Here is a 15,614-nt window from a genome sequence, read left to right as displayed (position 1 = left end):
AAACAAGAAAGGAGACAAATTGGAAGCAAATATTAAACAGGTATCGGCCGTGTTAAGCGCGCCGGCACCTCATATGGTTGGGGACGGATTTAGAGTTCATAATTTCTTCCCAAAAGGATATAAAATTAAAATGAGCCCTTTTTTCATGCTCGACTACAATTCTAAAATTGTATTCTCGGCCAGGAATGAACCGCGAGGAGTTGATGTACATCCACATAGAGGGTTTGAGACAGTAACAATTGCTTATCATGGGGCAGTAGCACATCATGATAGTGCAGGAAACAGTGGTATAATTTACCCCGGAGATGTACAATGGATGACAGCTGCCAGTGGAATATTACACAAGGAATACCACGAGCCAGAATTCAGTAAAAAAGGGGGCTATTTTCAAATGGTACAACTATGGGTCAATTTACCGGCAAAAGATAAAATGAGCCGCCCAAAATATCAGGGTATCAAATATGAAGATATTGCTAAACATGATCTAGCTGATGACGCGGGAACTATTGAAGTAATTGCTGGGACATATGAGGACACCAAAGGCTCAGCCAGTACCTTCAGCCCTCTTAATGTCTATAATGCCAGGTTAAATGCTGGTGGTAAAGCAAAGTTTAGCTTTCCATCAAACTATAATACTGGTATTGTAATTATTGAAGGAAGTATTGAAATTAATGGCAATGAAGTTGCCAATGCTGATGAGTTTGTTTATTTCAAAAATGAGGGAACTGATATTGAAATTGAAGCCCTCGAAAACTGCATAGTACTTGTGCTTAGTGGAGAACCTATTAATGAGCCTATTGCTCAGTACGGCCCCTTCTTAATGAATACTACAGCGGAAATCCAGCAAGCACTTGCAGATTATAATGAAGGTAAGTTCGGGTATTTAGAATGAGGAAAACAACCATTCTCTTCAGAATCTGGCATCTTTTGCTGAAGGGCAAAAGCGCCTGAGGCTTCTTCAGAGAAGGTAATTTTCCTTTTCAAGCAAGCTAATTAAGGATAGTGCAGAAACAATGTGTAGTACCGCTTCAATTCCTTGCAAAGGTTATAAGTATAGTGTTGATCTTTATAAGCTTTCAATACAGATTAAGCACCAACATATTAGTAAAATTAAGGATATCAAACAGGGAATAAATAAGTTTAGCAAGGGCAAAAACTAAACATCCGGCTTTCTAAGCTCCCTGCTTGACAGAAAAATTACCTTCTCTGAAGAGCATTGGAACTTTTTCCCTTCAGAAAAAGATTCCCGCGATGAAGAGAATGGTTATTTTTCAATGTTGTTTTAAGCCTTCTGAATTAAGCACACCGCATACGCCACTACTCCTTCTTCTCTGCCAATGAACCCCATTTGTTCATTTGTAGTCGCTTTGATAGAAATATCATCAATAGAAATTCCGGCAGCCTCAGCAATATTTTTCTGCATTGCAGGAATATGCGGATTAATTTTAGGCGCTTCCAGACAAAGGGCAGCATCAATATTACCTATTTCATATCCTTTTTCCTTTAGCAGTTTAACACTTTCCTGTAATAGAATTAGACTACTGATCCCTTTCCAACGATCATCTGTATTTTGAAAATGATAACCAATATCTCTTAAGTTGGCAGCTCCAAGCAACGCATCACATATTGCATGCAAAAGTACATCAGCATCGGAATGTCCAAAAGCCCCTCTATGATGTTCCAGATCGACTCCTCCAACGATAAATGGATGATTGTCTTTTAATTGATGAACATCAAACCCAAATCCTACTTTAATTTTCATTTTATCTAATTTGTTTTTACTCAAAATAATACATCAACCGATATTTTTCTTCCTTTTTATAGAAACCACTATTGCTGTGCCTTTCCAAAATTAAAAAGCAGCGAGAACCTAAGTGTATTAGCTAAGGGGCTGTCTTGTGAATTAGCAAGTAAGTAGGCAATATCAATATTAAAAATATTATACTTTAATCCAGCTCCTAATGTAAAATAACGCCTATTTCCCTTCTGGGGGCTTTCATAAAAATAGCCTGCTCTAAAAGCAAATTGCTGATCATACCAATACTCCATTCCAGCGGCAATATTTATTTCTTTCACTTCCTCCTTAAACCCACCTGGTGCGTCGCTAAATGAACCAAATATACCAGCAGGAACTGACCTACCAGGATCTCTTCCTGCAATTATTCTTCCATCAACATCATAAATCGGCTGAGTAGGAACCATTAATTTATTAAAATCAAGTGCGAAAGTAAATTGACTAACATCATCAATAAAGAATGTAGATGCCCCACCAATTTTCAGATTTGTAGGTAAGAAAGAAGCATTTCCCCGTTCAGAATAGCTTATTTTAGTTCCAATATTCGACAGATAAAGTCCAGCAGAAAGTATAGCATCACTACCTAAAAAAATCGTCGGCTTCTTAAAATAAGCTGACACATCTACCGCTACAGCCGTTCCAGCTTTAGTTTGCTGTACAGAAGAAAACTGTCCGGAAGTAAGATTCGAATGAATATATCTTAAGGAAGTTCCTAAAGAAAAGGACTCACTCATTTGTCGTGCATAAGTAACATCAAAAGCCAATTCATTAGGACTATAAACACCTAATTCTTGTTGATTAACGTCTGTTAGCTGGATCTCTCCAAGGTTAAAATATCTCAATGAGGCCCCTAGAACTGTTTTCTCATCTAACTTATAAAATCCACTCAAATAGCTCAGGCTAACATCAGGCACCAGATTCTTTAACCAGGGGCTATAAGAAATTGAGAACCCATATTTACTTTCCAAAAATGCAAGTTTTGAAGGGTTAATTCCCATTGCATTTCCATCAGGTTGCACTGCTACGCCAACTTCTCCCATCCCTCCCATTCGGGCATCAGGAGAGATAAGTAAAAATGGCACTGCAACAACGATATTATTACGGTCACTACCATTGGTCAGGGTTCCTGATTCCACAACCTGACCATACAGTTCTGTATAAACTGCAACCAAGAAAAATAAGCTTAAAGCAGTTTTTACAAAACACCCTAGATTCATCCCTGTAGATAATTTAACAATTATTGAACGCAAGTTACCATAGTGTTTATTAATTTCAAAGTATTACTCAGTTAACCCATGGTTTTAAACTGATAGACTATTTTAACTTTATTAATTATCTTCTTGCAGCATAATCCTTTTTTTATGTAATTTTATCTCTTATCATTGTCAATGCTTATTTGCTCTACTTGATAAAAAATAAAGATCGATTTATACAACAATAAATGAAAAGAACATCCTTATATTCAATCATTTCTCTCATGGCAGCTGCCTCTTTAGTTTCCTGTAAGTCCAAATCAGGAACTTCAGATAAAACGGGAATGGCCTACAACAAAAAAGAATATGGTGGTTTTACAGTTAATAACCGATACAAAAGAGGTCCGGGGCCAGGTTTGGTAGAGATTGAAGGTGGTGCATTTGTAATTGGTGGTAGTGCAATTAATGTCCCAGGTCAGGAGTTAGGAAATTACAATCACAAAAGAGAAATTACGGTTAACTCTTTTTATATGGATGAAACCGAGGTTTCAAATACCAACTGGCTTGAATATCTAAATTGGATCAAGACAAATTTCCCAAAAGACTATGAATATTACTATAATGAGTTACCCGACACATTGGTTTGGCGCAGACCATTATCATATAATGAGCCTTATGTAGATAACTATTTAAGACATCCAGCTTACCAGGATTATCCTGTAGTTGGTGTTACCTGGGAACAGGCAGAACGTTATTGCGAATGGAGAACTGACAGGGTTAACGAATTACTACTTCGTGAACGCGGCTATATGACAAGCTTTAAAGATAAGAATGGAGGTACAGCAAATGCCACTGCTTCTACTGGCTCTCAAGGTCCCTTCAGTACCGGAACCTATTTAAACAACCAAATAGATGATAAAGGTAAAAGAGCAATGAAGGACTTAAACCCTTCAAATGCTGAAAATGGCACTGGAAAAAATATGGCAACAAGAAATGTCAGACTTGAAGACGGTATTTTAAAATCAGCTTACCGTTTACCTTTTGAAACGGAATGGGAATATGCTGCATTAGGACTTATTGGAAATACCCAATACGAAAACATCAATGATAACAAAATTTATCCATGGAGTGGTTTAGGTTTAAGCTCTGCTAAAAAAAGTACCAGAGGTTTAATTCTTGCCAACTTTAAAAGAACCAAAGGCGACTATATGGGTGTTGGAGGTTCCTTGAATGATAAAGGAGGAATAACTGTTGCCGTAAGATCGTATACACCAAACGATTTTGGTCTTTACAATATGGCAGGGAATGTAAATGAATGGGTTCGTGACGTTTACCGTGCAAACACATTCGAGGCTGCTGATGCTTTCAACCCGTTTAGGGGTAACTTATATCTGGATAAAAAGATTTCTGATCCTACTACAGGGAAAATCGCTGTAGATAAATATAACAGACCAGTGATGACAGAAGCATTATATGCTAAAAAACAAACCTGGGCAGAGAAACAAGCTGCTGCATCAAAACCTGCAGACTCTTTAAAGAACAACTATGCTGATCAAAGAGGTTTTAGAGATCCTCAAAGTGAGCTTTATGGCGAGATTACTCTTGTAAATGACAAATCGAGAGTATACAAAGGTGGTTCTTGGAACGATCAGGCATTATGGCTTAATCCTGCTAGCAGACGTTTTTTACAGCAAGATGAATCATCGGCTGATATAGGTTTCCGTTGCGCAATGGACATGCAGGGATCTCCAGAAATCAGATCTTATGGAAAGCCACAGTTTAAGGCTAAGCCTTCAAAACCATTCAGAGGCAGATAAAATATCATGTAATAGCAAAAAAGTCTCCGACTTAAAGTTGGAGACTTTTTTTATGCCTGCCTGTTGGCTAAATTAGGCACACGATTAAAACTGAATTAATATCTCATTCTTTTCAACCTTATCGCCCTTACTGACTAAGATCTTTTTTACAGTTCCACTACTTGGTGATTTAATTATATTCTCCATTTTCATCGCTTCCAGAATCAGTAAATTATCCCCTTTATTAACCTCTTGTCCAGCTTCCACAATAACATTCAATACCAAACCAGGCATTGGTGCTTTAATTTCAAGCATTTTATTACCCTTAGCTATATCAAAGCCAAGTTGCTTTAATAAAATATCATATTGATCTTCAATAGTCACTTTATATAGCCTTCCATTCACCTTAATCAAACTTGTTTTCTCTTCTTTATCTTCAGAAACAAGTTCCACTTTATAAGATTTGTTCTTATGCAGGATATGGGCGTGTCCAACAGAAAGACCAGCTACATCTATTTGAAGTTCAGCTCCCCCTACGCTCAACACTTGCTGTTCTACCTCAACCTCAAAGCCATACCTGTCATTTACTTTTACATTCATAGTTACTGTGTTAATGCATATTGAATTAAATTTGCGCCCATTTTAAGCGCAGTAGTTCGCTTTTCCTGTGTATCATCAGGGTAAGTTCCAAAATCCTCCCAACCATTCCCTAAATCGCACTCAAACGTGTAATAACAAACGACTCTCCCTTCCCAGATCAGAGCATACCCTTTTGCAGGTTTACCATCATGTTCATGTATTTTAGGAAGCCCGTTAGGAAATTTAAATTTTTGATTATAAATACTATGATTTGCTGGCAATTCTGTAAAAGACAACTCAGGAAAAACCTTTTTCATTTCAATACGGATAAACTTATCCAAACCATAATTATCGTCAATATGCAGAAAACCTCCCCCTGTTAAATACTTCCGTAGGTTATTTGCTTCAGCACCACTAAAAACAACATTTCCGTGCCCCGTAAGATAAACAAAAGGATAATTGAAGATATCTTTACTTCCCACTTCAACAATGTCTTCCTGAGCCGCAAAATTAGTTTTAAGGTTTTTATTACAGAAGTCTATCAGATTAGGTAACGCAGTACGATTGGCATACCAATCGCCCCCTCCATTATATTTAAGCTTAGCCATTTTATAGGTCGGCATTCCAAAACTGCTCAGCAGCACCCATAAAAAAAGTAAAGCTCTTATCTTCATCTGTTTAAATAATTCACTTCAAAACAAGCAGCTAGTCCAGCTGTTTCTGTTCTTAATCGTGTATTACCTAAAGTTAAAGGTTTATAGCCAATTGTCAAAGCCATTTCAATTTCATTGGTCGTGAAATCACCTTCGGGTCCAATTAAAATGGTATAACGTTCCCTTGGCTTGGCGACATCAGAAATAAACTGTCTGGGCTCATTGTTCAGGCAATGCGCAATCATTTTTACGCTCTCGTTATTCTGTTTTAAGAAGGCAGACAAAGATATCTGTGGATTAATTACTGGATGATATGCTTGTAGGGATTGCTTTACAGCAGATGTAACCACTTTGTACAATCTATCTTCCTTAACGACTTTCCTTTCCGATCTGTCGCAAATAACAGGAGTGATTTCTTGAATGCCCATTTCTGTAGCCTTTTCGAGAAACCACTCCAATCTGTCTATATTTTTTGTAGGAGCAATTGCAATATGAAGATGATGATTAGATTTCTGATACTCATGAGTGGCTTCAATTACCTTTAATGTAACATGCTTTTTATGTTCACCAGTAATTTCAGCTTTATAAAGACCTCCAACACCATCAATCAGATAAACAACGGTCCCAATACTCAAACGCAAAACTTTAATACAATGCTTGCTTTCTTCCTCATTTAAGACATACGCATTACCGTTGATATCAGGGGTATAAAAAACGTGCATGATTTTAGTTTAATGTAAGTCTATCGCATCACTTTTATTAATAACAAGCTCCATCTTTATTGTCTCAATATTTTGTTCGGTTTTCTTAAGAATGGTAAATAAGTAACCATAGCATTCTTCACTATCTCCTACCTCCGGAATCTTTCCAAAAGCATGAGATACTAATCCACCGACAGTATCAAAATCTTCATCTTCCGGAAGGTCGTGAGGTAAATGCTCATTCACATCATAAACCGTTGCGTAAGCATTGATGATAAATTCTGAATCCGAAATCCTTTCTACGATCGGTTTTTCTTCATCATACTCATCCTGAATCTCACCAACAATCTCTTCAACAATATCTTCAAGTGTAACCATTCCAGCCGTTCCCCCAAACTCATCAATTACAATAGCAATCTGAATGCGTTTTTGTTGAAGCTCACTAAGCAGGTCATTAATTTTTTTAGTTTCTGGCACAAAATAAGGCTTTCTGATGATGTCACTTAACACCCAGTCCTTGTTATCAGCTAGCAAAGGCAAAAGGTCTTTAGCATGCACAATACCGATGATCTTATCGATGATAGTATCATATACTGGCAAGCGGGAATAACCTTCAGTTATAATCTTCGACACGACTTCCATTTTTGGAGTATTTAACTCCACCCCAGAAATTTTTGTCCTCGGAACCATAATATTCCTTACTACACGCTCATTAAAATCGAAAACATTTTTAATCAGCTCATGTTCATTGTCTTCTAAAGCACCGCTTTCTTTACCCTGATCTAATAAGTATTGTAGTTCTTCATTACTATGCAAAGATTCATGTCCACCAGCAGTATCAATTCCAAATGGTTTTAAAATAATAGCCGCCAGGCTATTCAACGCCCAAATGAACGGTTTTAAAACAACGTAAAAGATTTGTAATGGAATAGAAATAAACAAAGTAGTTGCAACGGGGCGTTGTATTGCTAAAGATTTTGGTGCCAACTCTCCAAATACAATGTGCATAATTGTAATGATAGCAAAGGCCGTGATTGTAGATGCAGAATGAATTACAGCATCACTAACATTAAGATTGAAACTAATAAACATATTTTGGAAGATGGTATGCATCACACCTTCACCAACCCATCCCAAACCAAGAGAAGCCAATGTAATTCCAAGTTGCGTTGCTGCTAAATAACCGTCCAGGTTATGGACAATATTTTTAGCCATTTTACCAACCCTACTCCCAGATTTTGCCTTAATCTCTATTTGCGAAGCACGAACCTTAACTATTGCAAATTCTGCTGCAACAAAAAAACCATTTAGAAATACAAGAAATAATGCAAATAGCAGACGCCAGCCTACTGGATCTGCGTCTGCAGCACCGGGGGTAACCAATACAGTTACTATCGGTACTGGTAAAAATGCACTAAGAAATGTAATAGCAGACATACTGACGGGATAAATCATTAAGGCTTATTTCTAAACGTCTTATCGTAAAGCTCTATGCTTTCTTGTATTACTTTGTGTGCATAACGTACACCAAGTAAATGCTCAATAGTTACTTGTTTCTCTTCTAATGCTTTGTAATCCTGAAAAAACTTCACAATCTCTTTCATCGTATGTGGAGGTAATTCAGCAAGATCATTAATATAATTTACAGACATATCATTTTTGGCAACGGCAATAATTTTGTCGTCTTGCTCGCCATTATCAACCATATGCATTACACCTATAACTTTAGCTTCAATGATGGTCATAGGATAAACATCCACAGAACATAACACTAAAATATCAAGTGGGTCATTATCATCACAATATGTTTGTGGGATAAAACCATAATTAGCAGGATACATTACTGATGAAAATAGTACGCGATCTAACTTAATAAGGTTTGATTCCTTGTCTATTTCATATTTTGCTTTCGACCCTTTCGGAATCTCTATAATCGCATTAACTGTCTCCGGTAAATTGTTACCTGGAGATACACTGTGCCATGGGTGATGGTCGTCTTTACTCATTTTTATTGTTCAGTATTTGATAATTTATCATTGTCGTCTTTAACTACTCTCTTTTTCACAAAAGCGAAGATTAACGGAATAGTAGTGATGACAACGAAACCTATAATTATATATAATAAATAATCGTTAATCTCTTTTTCAAATCTCTTGCCAAGAAAATATCCCAGCAAAGTTAAGGATGCTATCCAAATAATTGCACCTGCAAAGTTATATAATGCAAATCTTTTAAAGTCCAATTTGACTACACCAGCAAAAATCGGTGCAAATGTTCTAACAATTGGAACAAATCTGCCCATAATCAATGCGAAAGCTCCCTGTTTGTTGTAATATTCTTCAGCTGCCTTTAAATAACGGCGCTTAAAGAAAAAAGATTCCTTTCTATGATACAACATGGGCCCCGTCTTTCGACCAAACCAATAGCCCACAAAATTACCTGAAACTGCAGAAACCATTAGACCAAGGATAAGTACCCAGATATTTACATCGAGCTTTCCTGTAGCAACAAACATCCCGGCAAGAAACAATAGATAATCTCCTGGAAGAAAAAAGCCAAAAAACAAACCTGTCTCGGCAAATATGACGAACATTACAACGTAAAAACCACCTTCTTTAAGTAATTTTTCGGGATCAATGAAATGCTGTAATGAGTTCCAGAAATCGTGCATATTTCAATTATTCGTAAAACTACAAATAATAATCTATAGAAGTGCCTATATCAGATTTAAAATTACTGACGGATATACTCCTAAAAAAACAGTAATCAATACTGATAATACCAATACAAACTGATATTGCACAGGAGTTTGTAAGTCAGTATCATTACCTTCTTTGAAATACATAGCCACAATGACCCTAAAATAGTAATAGAAACCAACCAGTGCATTTAAAATTGCAAAAGCAACCAGGTATACATGGTAATTGGTCATTACATTTACAAACATCAGATATTTCCCTATAAATCCAGCAGTTAAAGGTATTCCAGCTAAGGATAACATCGCTACAGTAAGGACTAATGCTGTTAATGGATTACGTTTAGCTAAGCCATTAAAACTATTGAAATGATCATCTCCAGTTTTTTGCTTCACCAAAATCAATACCGCAAAAGCAATGATACTAGCAAAAGTATATGCAGCAACATAAACCAATACATTGTTTGATGAGCTTGCTGTCAAAGTAACCAAAGAGAATAAAAGATAACCTGCGTGTGACACACTTGAGTAGGCCAACATCCTTTTAAAGCTCTTCTGAAATAATGCTGTAACGTTACCAATAAATAAAGTTAAACATACAATACCCATTAATGGTGGAAGCCAGAAGTCATGTAAAGGTGCAAATGTACCTGCAAACAAACGTAGGAATGCAGCAAATCCAGCAACTTTCACAACTGTCGACATAAACGCCATGATCAATGTAGGTGATCCTTCATATACATCCGGAACCCAGAAGTGGAATGGAGCAGCTCCAATTTTAAAGCACATTCCAATCAATAGCAAAATTAATCCAGGGTAAAACAATGGAGAAACAGCCTTATAGTTACCTACCAGATATTGATTGATCACATCAAGATCAAAAGATCCTGTTGCGCCGTAAATTAAGGCAATTCCAAATAACAGGAATCCTGTAGAAAATGCACCCATCAAAAAATACTTTAATGAAGCCTCGTTTGAAGCAAAATTAGTTTTTCTGATTCCTGCAAGGATATATAAACTGACAGACATGATTTCCAGCCCTATAAACAACATCGACATGTTTTTATAAGAGACCATAACCACAATTCCGGCCAGTGCAAAAAGTATCAGTGTAAAGTATTCAGCAATATTTTCACTGTTAGCAGCAAAATAGTTCTGAGTAAGCAAAAATATAAATAGTGTCCCTAAAACAGTCAGCCCTGTAAAAGCCAATGCAAAGTTATCCATTTGCATCATTCCATAATAAGTTTGATTGGTATTCCAGGCAGTAACAACAAATGCCAGTGAAGTAAGCAAACCAACCAAGGTAAGAGGTAATAACGCTTTTTTAGCTTTAAACAAACCTGCATAAAGCACTACCAAAGCAGTAACAGTTATTGTTATAATGATATTCATTTCCTTAGTTTACCGATGTTAATTTTTGTGTTACCTGTTCTATTAAATGCTGTACTGAAGCTTCTGATAAGTGTAAAATCGGCTTAGGATAAACACCCAATCCAATTACCAGTGCACAGATGATATACAATACAACCTGTTCCGACCCTTTGATGTCTGTAAATTTAACGGTTAGCTCATTTGTTTTGCCCAACATTACATTCTGATACATTCTAAGCAAATAAACCGCGCTTAAAATAATAGTTAATCCAGCGAATACTGCAGCCCATAAGCTATATTGATATACGCCCAGTAATAAAAGGAACTCTCCGATAAAGCCGTTCATTCCCGGCAAACCCACTGCACCCAAAATGATAATTAAAAATACAATGGCAAGTTTAGGTGCCTGTTTTGCAATTCCGCCCAGATCAGCTATTTTTCGAGTTTGAGTACGATTAGCAATAATGTCAATCACAAAAAATAAACCGATAACGTTTATACCATGACCTAACATTTGTATCATTGCTCCTTGCATACCTTGTACGTTTAGTACAAACACACCTGCTGATATCAGACCTACGTGACCAATAGATGAATAAGCGATCAATCGTTTCGCATCCTTTTGTGTAAATGCAATAATCGAAGCATAAACAACACCTATAATTGATAAAATAATAGCGAATTGCCCCCAGTCTTGAACACCCCCAGGTACAATAGGCAATAACCATCTGATCACACCATAAATACCCATTTTAAGCATGATACCTGAAAGCAACATTGTTCCTGCAGCAGGAGCTTCTGTATAGGTATCAGGTTGCCATGTGTGGAAAGGAAATACTGGCATCTTAATAGCAAAAGCCACAAAGAAAGCCCAGAATATCCAGGTCTGTTGTGTAGAATCTAAGCTTAAATTATAAAATGCCTGGATATCAAAGTTATTCGAAGGATTCTGTAAGTAAAGATAAATGATCCCCAAAAGCATAAATAAAGATCCAGCGATAGTATAAACAAAAAACTTCATGTTTACTTTAATCCGGTCTTTACCACCCCATACTGCACAAATAAAGTAAATAGGAATCAATGCTGCTTCCCATCCAATGTAGAACAAGAAAGCATCCATAGCAGTAAATACTACTAACAACCCACTTTGCATAAACAAGATTAATGCGAAAAAAGCATTTGGCTTACTATATTGATGCTGATAGGCCGTAAGAATAATCAATGGAATAAGCACATTGGTCAATAATATAGTGATCAGGCTAATCCCATCTACACCTGCATGAAAGCTGATCCCGAGATCTTTTATCCAGGGAAAGTTCACAACAAATTGCATGCTTGCATCCGGTGTAAAATTACATACCATTGCAAGAGCAAGGCCTAAGGAAGCGATTGCCGATACCAATGCGACATGTTTTGCTGCATTTCCGGAGAATGCGGTAACCAAGGCGCCAACCAATGGTAAGAATATAAGAAGTAATAAGACTTGTTCCATTATTTTTTCTTGAACGATCTTTTATAGAGATAAATAAGTATACAATAACAATGAGATGATTCCTATCACCATCATAAAAATATAAGCGCCAACATTTCCTGTTTGCAGTAAACGTAAACCTTTGCTCGCCTCATTTGTAGTCCAGCCTAGACCGTTTACAATACCATCCACAATTTTATTGTCAACAATTTTATAAAAGAAAACCGATATTGCATCTAAAGGCTTTCTAATTATGGCATCATAAATCTCATCAACATAAAACTTGTTGTAAGAAAGGTTGACTAAAGCCGAACGCTTGCCTTCGTCTGCCACAGGAATATCGTTTTGCTTGATATACTTGTTATAAGCAACACCAATCGAAATCAAAACTCCTATCACCGAAACTGCCATTAACATATACTCTGTAGCATGATCTGGAGCCTCACCTACATGTTTAATAACCGGAGATAACCATTGAGATAACCAATGACTACCACCTAGTGCTTCCGGAATACCTATCATACCTCCAAAGGCAGATAAAACAGCCAAAACGATTAGTGGTATAGTCATAGACTTTGGAGACTCATGAATTTTCTCTTCAGCATGATGAGTACCACGATACTTCCCATAAAAAGTAAGGAACAACATTCTGAACATATAAAAAGCAGTCAAGAATGCAGTAAATACAGCAATTCCCCACATTACTTTATCATGCATATAAACATGAGCTAGAATCTCATCTTTAGAGAAGAATCCAGAAAATGGAGGTAAACCTGCAATAGCAATAGTACCAATCAACATCGTGATAAATGTAACTGGTAATTTCTTACGTAAACCACCCATATGGCGCATATCCTGTTCATGATGTAAAGCATGAATTACAGAACCAGCACATAAGAACAATAATGCTTTAAAGAAAGCATGCGTAATTACGTGGAAAAAAGCGCCATCGTAAGCACCCACACCTAAGCCAAGGAACATATACCCTAACTGGGATACTGTCGAATAGGCCAGTACCTTTTTAATATCATTTTGCGTTAATGCAATAATAGCTGCAAACACCGCTGTAGCCAAACCAACAATGGCAATGATGTGCTGAATGAATGGGGCAAGATCAAAAATCAGGTTAGATCTTGCAATCATATAGATACCCGCTGTAACCATGGTAGCAGCGTGAATCAAGGCAGAAACCGGAGTCGGTCCAGCCATCGCATCTGGCAACCAGGTAAATAAAGGCAACTGTGCAGATTTACCGCAGGCACCAATAAATAAGAATAAAGCAATTAAAGCAATCGTACCATTTCCTGGCAACATATTAGCAGCTTGCGGGAATATTTTACCAAACTCAACACTTCCAAAAGTAGTGAAGATCAAAAATACACCAAGTAGAAAGCCTAAATCACCAATACGGTTCATTACAAATGCTTTTTTCGCTGCTGATGCATAACTGCTATTTGTATACCAGAACCCGATCAATAAGTAAGAACAAAGCCCTACACCTTCCCAACCAATAAACATTACAATATAGTTTGATCCCAAAACCAGCAACAACATAAAGAAGATAAACAGGTTCAGGTAGGCAAAAAACTTACCGAAACCTTCATCGCTATGCATGTAGCCGATAGAGTAAATATGGATCAAAAAGCCTATGCCTGTAATGATCAGGAGCATTAATGAGCTTAATGGATCAACCAAAAACGACAATGGAATGTGTAAGTTCCCTGCGCTAATCCAATCAAAAAGAAATATTTCGTGCGATTTATTCGCATCCGCACCCAGTTCAAAAAATATCCCAAGGCTTATTGCAAACGAAATGAATATGACACTGCTCCCTATAAAACCAATCAGGTTTTTGGATAATGAATTTCTCCCAAGGCCATTAATTACAAAGCCCAAAAGAGGAATCAACGGAACCAGCCAAACTAAATTTATCATCTTATATTCTTCTTAATAATTACCACTTAAGGCGATTCAACACATTAATATCTGTAGATTGGGTATTTCTGTAAACCATTACAATAATACTCAAACCAACGGCCACCTCAGCTGCTGCCAGGGCCATAATAAAGAACACGAATACCTGACCCGATGGATCATTGTTATGTACCGAAAAAGCAGTTAACAATAAATTCACGGCATTTAGCATCAGCTCTATAGACATGAAAATAACAATTGCATTTCTACGTGTTAAAACACCTATAACACCAATGGTGAAAATGATTGCACTTAACCAGATGTAATGGTTTAGCGGTACCCCTTGTAAATGATGAGTAATGTCGCCCATTATACTTTCTCTTTTTTAGTTAATAATATCGACCCTACCATTGCCGAAAGCAATAAAATAGAGCACAGTTCGAACGGCAGCATAAATGGTCCGAATAATTCCTTTCCCAGGTTTTTTACCAGACCAAGATTTGGATTTTTCAATACAACCGGATCAGAAATTGCTGTTGCCTTTAAAGCCCCTGCTAAAGTCACCAGTAGGCAACAACCTGCAATTACGCCAACAACCTTTATCAAAGTCGATTTGAGTTGTTCATTGTCTTTATTCAGGTTCAGTAACATCAGTACGAAAAGGAATAAGACCATAATCGCCCCCATGTACACAATAAAGTTTACTACTGCCAAAAACTGTGCATTCAGCAGAACGTAATGTACAGTAAACGTAAAGAATGTAACAATCAGGTAAAGCACGCTATGCACTGGGTTTTTTGCGAAAATAACCATCAGTGAAAAGAAGATACTTAGTGTGGCAACAAAATAGAATACCGATGCACCCATTAATATATATTTAATCTGTTTATTAAATAGCCCTAAAGCTATATGTGTTTATTATTTCTTATTCAAAGGCTGTTCAACCAGCTTATCTTTTCCGTAAATGAAATCCTTACGCAAATAATCTGAAGGAACAATTGGTCCATCCAGGTAAATAGCCTCTTTCGGACAAGCCTCTTCACATAAACCGCAGAAAATGCAGCGTAACATATTGATCTCATATACCGAAGCATATTTCTCTTCGCGGTAAAGCTCTTTCTCTTCTGGCTTACGCTCAGCAGCAATCATAGTGATTGCCTCCGCCGGACATGATAAAGCACATAAGCCACAAGCTGTACAACGCTCTCTACCTTCTTCGTCTCTTTTCAAAGAGTGCATACCCCTGAAATTAGTCGAGAATTCACGCTCTACCTCAGGATACCTGATCGTCGCTTCTTTCTTAAAAAAGTGACCAATCGTAATAGCCATTCCTTTAGCAATAGCAGGCAAGTACATGCGCTCTGCTAATGTCAAGGGCTTTTGTTCTAATACTTTCTTTTTACTGGTTAATGGTTCCATTAAACCTCCTTATTATTATTCCAC

Annotated in this window: 16 protein-coding genes; 2 read left to right on the top strand and 14 right to left on the bottom strand. The window is 37.0% G+C overall.

Translation table 11 applies throughout. From position 1 onward, the window contains the following. Window positions 1–19: 19 nt before the first annotated feature. On the top strand, window positions 20–892 hold the full coding sequence (locus tag WC623_RS05600) for a pirin family protein (RefSeq protein WP_372848783.1): 873 nt from the start codon (window positions 20–22) through the stop codon (window positions 890–892). 390 nt (window positions 893–1,282) lie between these two features. Here the strand turns inward: WC623_RS05600 and ispF are convergent, their stop codons facing one another. Beyond that, a complete protein-coding gene (ispF, locus tag WC623_RS05595; protein ID WP_372848781.1) occupies window positions 1,283–1,762 on the bottom strand; it encodes a 2-C-methyl-D-erythritol 2,4-cyclodiphosphate synthase in 480 nt (159 codons plus the stop codon). Between the two features lie 68 nt (window positions 1,763–1,830). Then, complete coding sequence (gene porV, locus WC623_RS05590; RefSeq protein ID WP_372848779.1) at window positions 1,831–3,012, bottom strand: type IX secretion system outer membrane channel protein PorV; 1,182 nt, start codon at window positions 3,010–3,012, stop codon at window positions 1,831–1,833. Between the two features lie 224 nt (window positions 3,013–3,236). Here porV and WC623_RS05585 point away from each other — a divergent pair, with 224 nt between their 5' ends. Continuing rightward, window positions 3,237–4,805: an SUMF1/EgtB/PvdO family nonheme iron enzyme gene (locus tag WC623_RS05585; protein WP_372848777.1), complete on the top strand. Its 1,569-nt coding sequence runs from the start codon at window positions 3,237–3,239 to the stop codon at window positions 4,803–4,805. A gap of 84 nt (window positions 4,806–4,889) precedes the next feature. Here WC623_RS05585 and WC623_RS05580 read toward each other — a convergent pair whose 3' ends face one another. Genes WC623_RS05580 through WC623_RS05525 form a run of 12 tightly spaced genes read right to left on the bottom strand, consistent with a single transcriptional unit; the run spans window position 4,890 to window position 15,590 of the window. Next, on the bottom strand, window positions 4,890–5,384 hold the full coding sequence (locus WC623_RS05580) for a biotin/lipoyl-containing protein (RefSeq protein WP_372848775.1): 495 nt from the start codon (window positions 5,382–5,384) through the stop codon (window positions 4,890–4,892). 2 nt (window positions 5,385–5,386) lie between these two features. Then, a complete protein-coding gene (locus tag WC623_RS05575) occupies window positions 5,387–6,037 on the bottom strand; it encodes a DUF4159 domain-containing protein (protein ID WP_372848773.1) in 651 nt (216 codons plus the stop codon). Next, window positions 6,034–6,738 carry a 16S rRNA (uracil(1498)-N(3))-methyltransferase gene (locus WC623_RS05570; protein WP_372848771.1) on the bottom strand — a complete coding sequence of 235 codons (705 nt, stop codon included), beginning with the start codon at window positions 6,736–6,738 and terminating at the stop codon, window positions 6,034–6,036. Before WC623_RS05570 ends, WC623_RS05575 begins: the two co-directional genes overlap by 4 nt. Window positions 6,739–6,747: 9 nt before the next feature. After that, the gene (locus tag WC623_RS05565; protein WP_372848769.1) at window positions 6,748–8,154 is read right to left on the bottom strand and encodes a hemolysin family protein; all 1,407 of its coding nucleotides are present in this window, start codon (window positions 8,152–8,154) and stop codon (window positions 6,748–6,750) included. 17 nt (window positions 8,155–8,171) lie between these two features. After that, complete coding sequence (locus tag WC623_RS05560) at window positions 8,172–8,723, bottom strand: inorganic diphosphatase (RefSeq protein ID WP_372848767.1); 552 nt, start codon at window positions 8,721–8,723, stop codon at window positions 8,172–8,174. 2 nt (window positions 8,724–8,725) lie between these two features. After that, the gene (locus tag WC623_RS05555; protein WP_372848765.1) at window positions 8,726–9,388 is read right to left on the bottom strand and encodes a DedA family protein; all 663 of its coding nucleotides are present in this window, start codon (window positions 9,386–9,388) and stop codon (window positions 8,726–8,728) included. 45 nt (window positions 9,389–9,433) lie between these two features. Next, window positions 9,434–10,807 (bottom strand): NADH-quinone oxidoreductase subunit N, encoded by a 1,374-nt coding sequence (locus tag WC623_RS05550; protein ID WP_372848763.1) that lies wholly within the window; start codon window positions 10,805–10,807, stop codon window positions 9,434–9,436. A gap of 4 nt (window positions 10,808–10,811) precedes the next feature. Next, window positions 10,812–12,278: a NuoM family protein gene (locus tag WC623_RS05545; RefSeq protein ID WP_372848761.1), complete on the bottom strand. Its 1,467-nt coding sequence runs from the start codon at window positions 12,276–12,278 to the stop codon at window positions 10,812–10,814. Window positions 12,279–12,299: 21 nt separating this feature from the next. Further along, window positions 12,300–14,192, bottom strand: coding sequence for an NADH-quinone oxidoreductase subunit L (gene nuoL, locus WC623_RS05540; RefSeq protein WP_372848759.1), 1,893 nt, complete (start codon window positions 14,190–14,192; stop codon window positions 12,300–12,302). Window positions 14,193–14,211: 19 nt separating this feature from the next. Further along, on the bottom strand, window positions 14,212–14,541 hold the full coding sequence (gene nuoK / locus WC623_RS05535; RefSeq protein WP_372848757.1) for an NADH-quinone oxidoreductase subunit NuoK: 330 nt from the start codon (window positions 14,539–14,541) through the stop codon (window positions 14,212–14,214). After that, complete coding sequence (locus WC623_RS05530) at window positions 14,541–15,038, bottom strand: NADH-quinone oxidoreductase subunit J (protein ID WP_372848755.1); 498 nt, start codon at window positions 15,036–15,038, stop codon at window positions 14,541–14,543. Before WC623_RS05530 ends, nuoK begins: the two co-directional genes overlap by 1 nt. A 51-nt stretch (window positions 15,039–15,089) precedes the next feature. Further along, entirely contained in the window at window positions 15,090–15,590 is a 501-nt protein-coding gene (locus WC623_RS05525) for an NADH-quinone oxidoreductase subunit I (RefSeq protein WP_372848753.1), read from the bottom strand. Window positions 15,591–15,614 lie beyond the last annotated feature (24 nt).

The organism is Pedobacter sp. (assembly GCF_041645105.1).
Classification (GTDB): Bacteria; Bacteroidota; Bacteroidia; order Sphingobacteriales; family Sphingobacteriaceae; genus Pedobacter.
Note: the sequence above shows the minus strand (reverse complement) of the source record. Positions and strands in the feature narration are given on the sequence as shown.

Excerpts from the sequence above, each read along its gene's own strand:
- WC623_RS05565 (WP_372848769.1), bottom strand. The coding sequence starts at position 8,154 with ATGTCTGCTATTACATTTCTTAGTGCATTTTTACCAGTACCGATAGTA.
- WC623_RS05550 (WP_372848763.1), bottom strand. The coding sequence starts at position 10,807 with ATGAATATCATTATAACAATAACTGTTACTGCTTTGGTAGTGCTTTAT.
- WC623_RS05555 (WP_372848765.1), bottom strand. The coding sequence starts at position 9,388 with ATGCACGATTTCTGGAACTCATTACAGCATTTCATTGATCCCGAAAAA.
- WC623_RS05570 (WP_372848771.1), bottom strand. The coding sequence starts at position 6,738 with ATGCACGTTTTTTATACCCCTGATATCAACGGTAATGCGTATGTCTTA.
- WC623_RS05560 (WP_372848767.1), bottom strand. The coding sequence starts at position 8,723 with ATGAGTAAAGACGACCATCACCCATGGCACAGTGTATCTCCAGGTAAC.
- WC623_RS05545 (WP_372848761.1), bottom strand. The coding sequence starts at position 12,278 with ATGGAACAAGTCTTATTACTTCTTATATTCTTACCATTGGTTGGCGCC.
- nuoL (WP_372848759.1), bottom strand. The coding sequence starts at position 14,192 with ATGATAAATTTAGTTTGGCTGGTTCCGTTGATTCCTCTTTTGGGCTTT.
- WC623_RS05580 (WP_372848775.1), bottom strand. The coding sequence starts at position 5,384 with ATGAATGTAAAAGTAAATGACAGGTATGGCTTTGAGGTTGAGGTAGAA.
- WC623_RS05585 (WP_372848777.1), top strand. The coding sequence starts at position 3,237 with ATGAAAAGAACATCCTTATATTCAATCATTTCTCTCATGGCAGCTGCC.
- nuoK (WP_372848757.1), bottom strand. The coding sequence starts at position 14,541 with ATGGGCGACATTACTCATCATTTACAAGGGGTACCGCTAAACCATTAC.
- ispF (WP_372848781.1), bottom strand. The coding sequence starts at position 1,762 with ATGAAAATTAAAGTAGGATTTGGGTTTGATGTTCATCAATTAAAAGAC.
- WC623_RS05530 (WP_372848755.1), bottom strand. The coding sequence starts at position 15,038 with ATGGGTGCATCGGTATTCTATTTTGTTGCCACACTAAGTATCTTCTTT.
- porV (WP_372848779.1), bottom strand. The coding sequence starts at position 3,012 with ATGAATCTAGGGTGTTTTGTAAAAACTGCTTTAAGCTTATTTTTCTTG.
- WC623_RS05575 (WP_372848773.1), bottom strand. The coding sequence starts at position 6,037 with ATGAAGATAAGAGCTTTACTTTTTTTATGGGTGCTGCTGAGCAGTTTT.
- WC623_RS05525 (WP_372848753.1), bottom strand. The coding sequence starts at position 15,590 with ATGGAACCATTAACCAGTAAAAAGAAAGTATTAGAACAAAAGCCCTTG.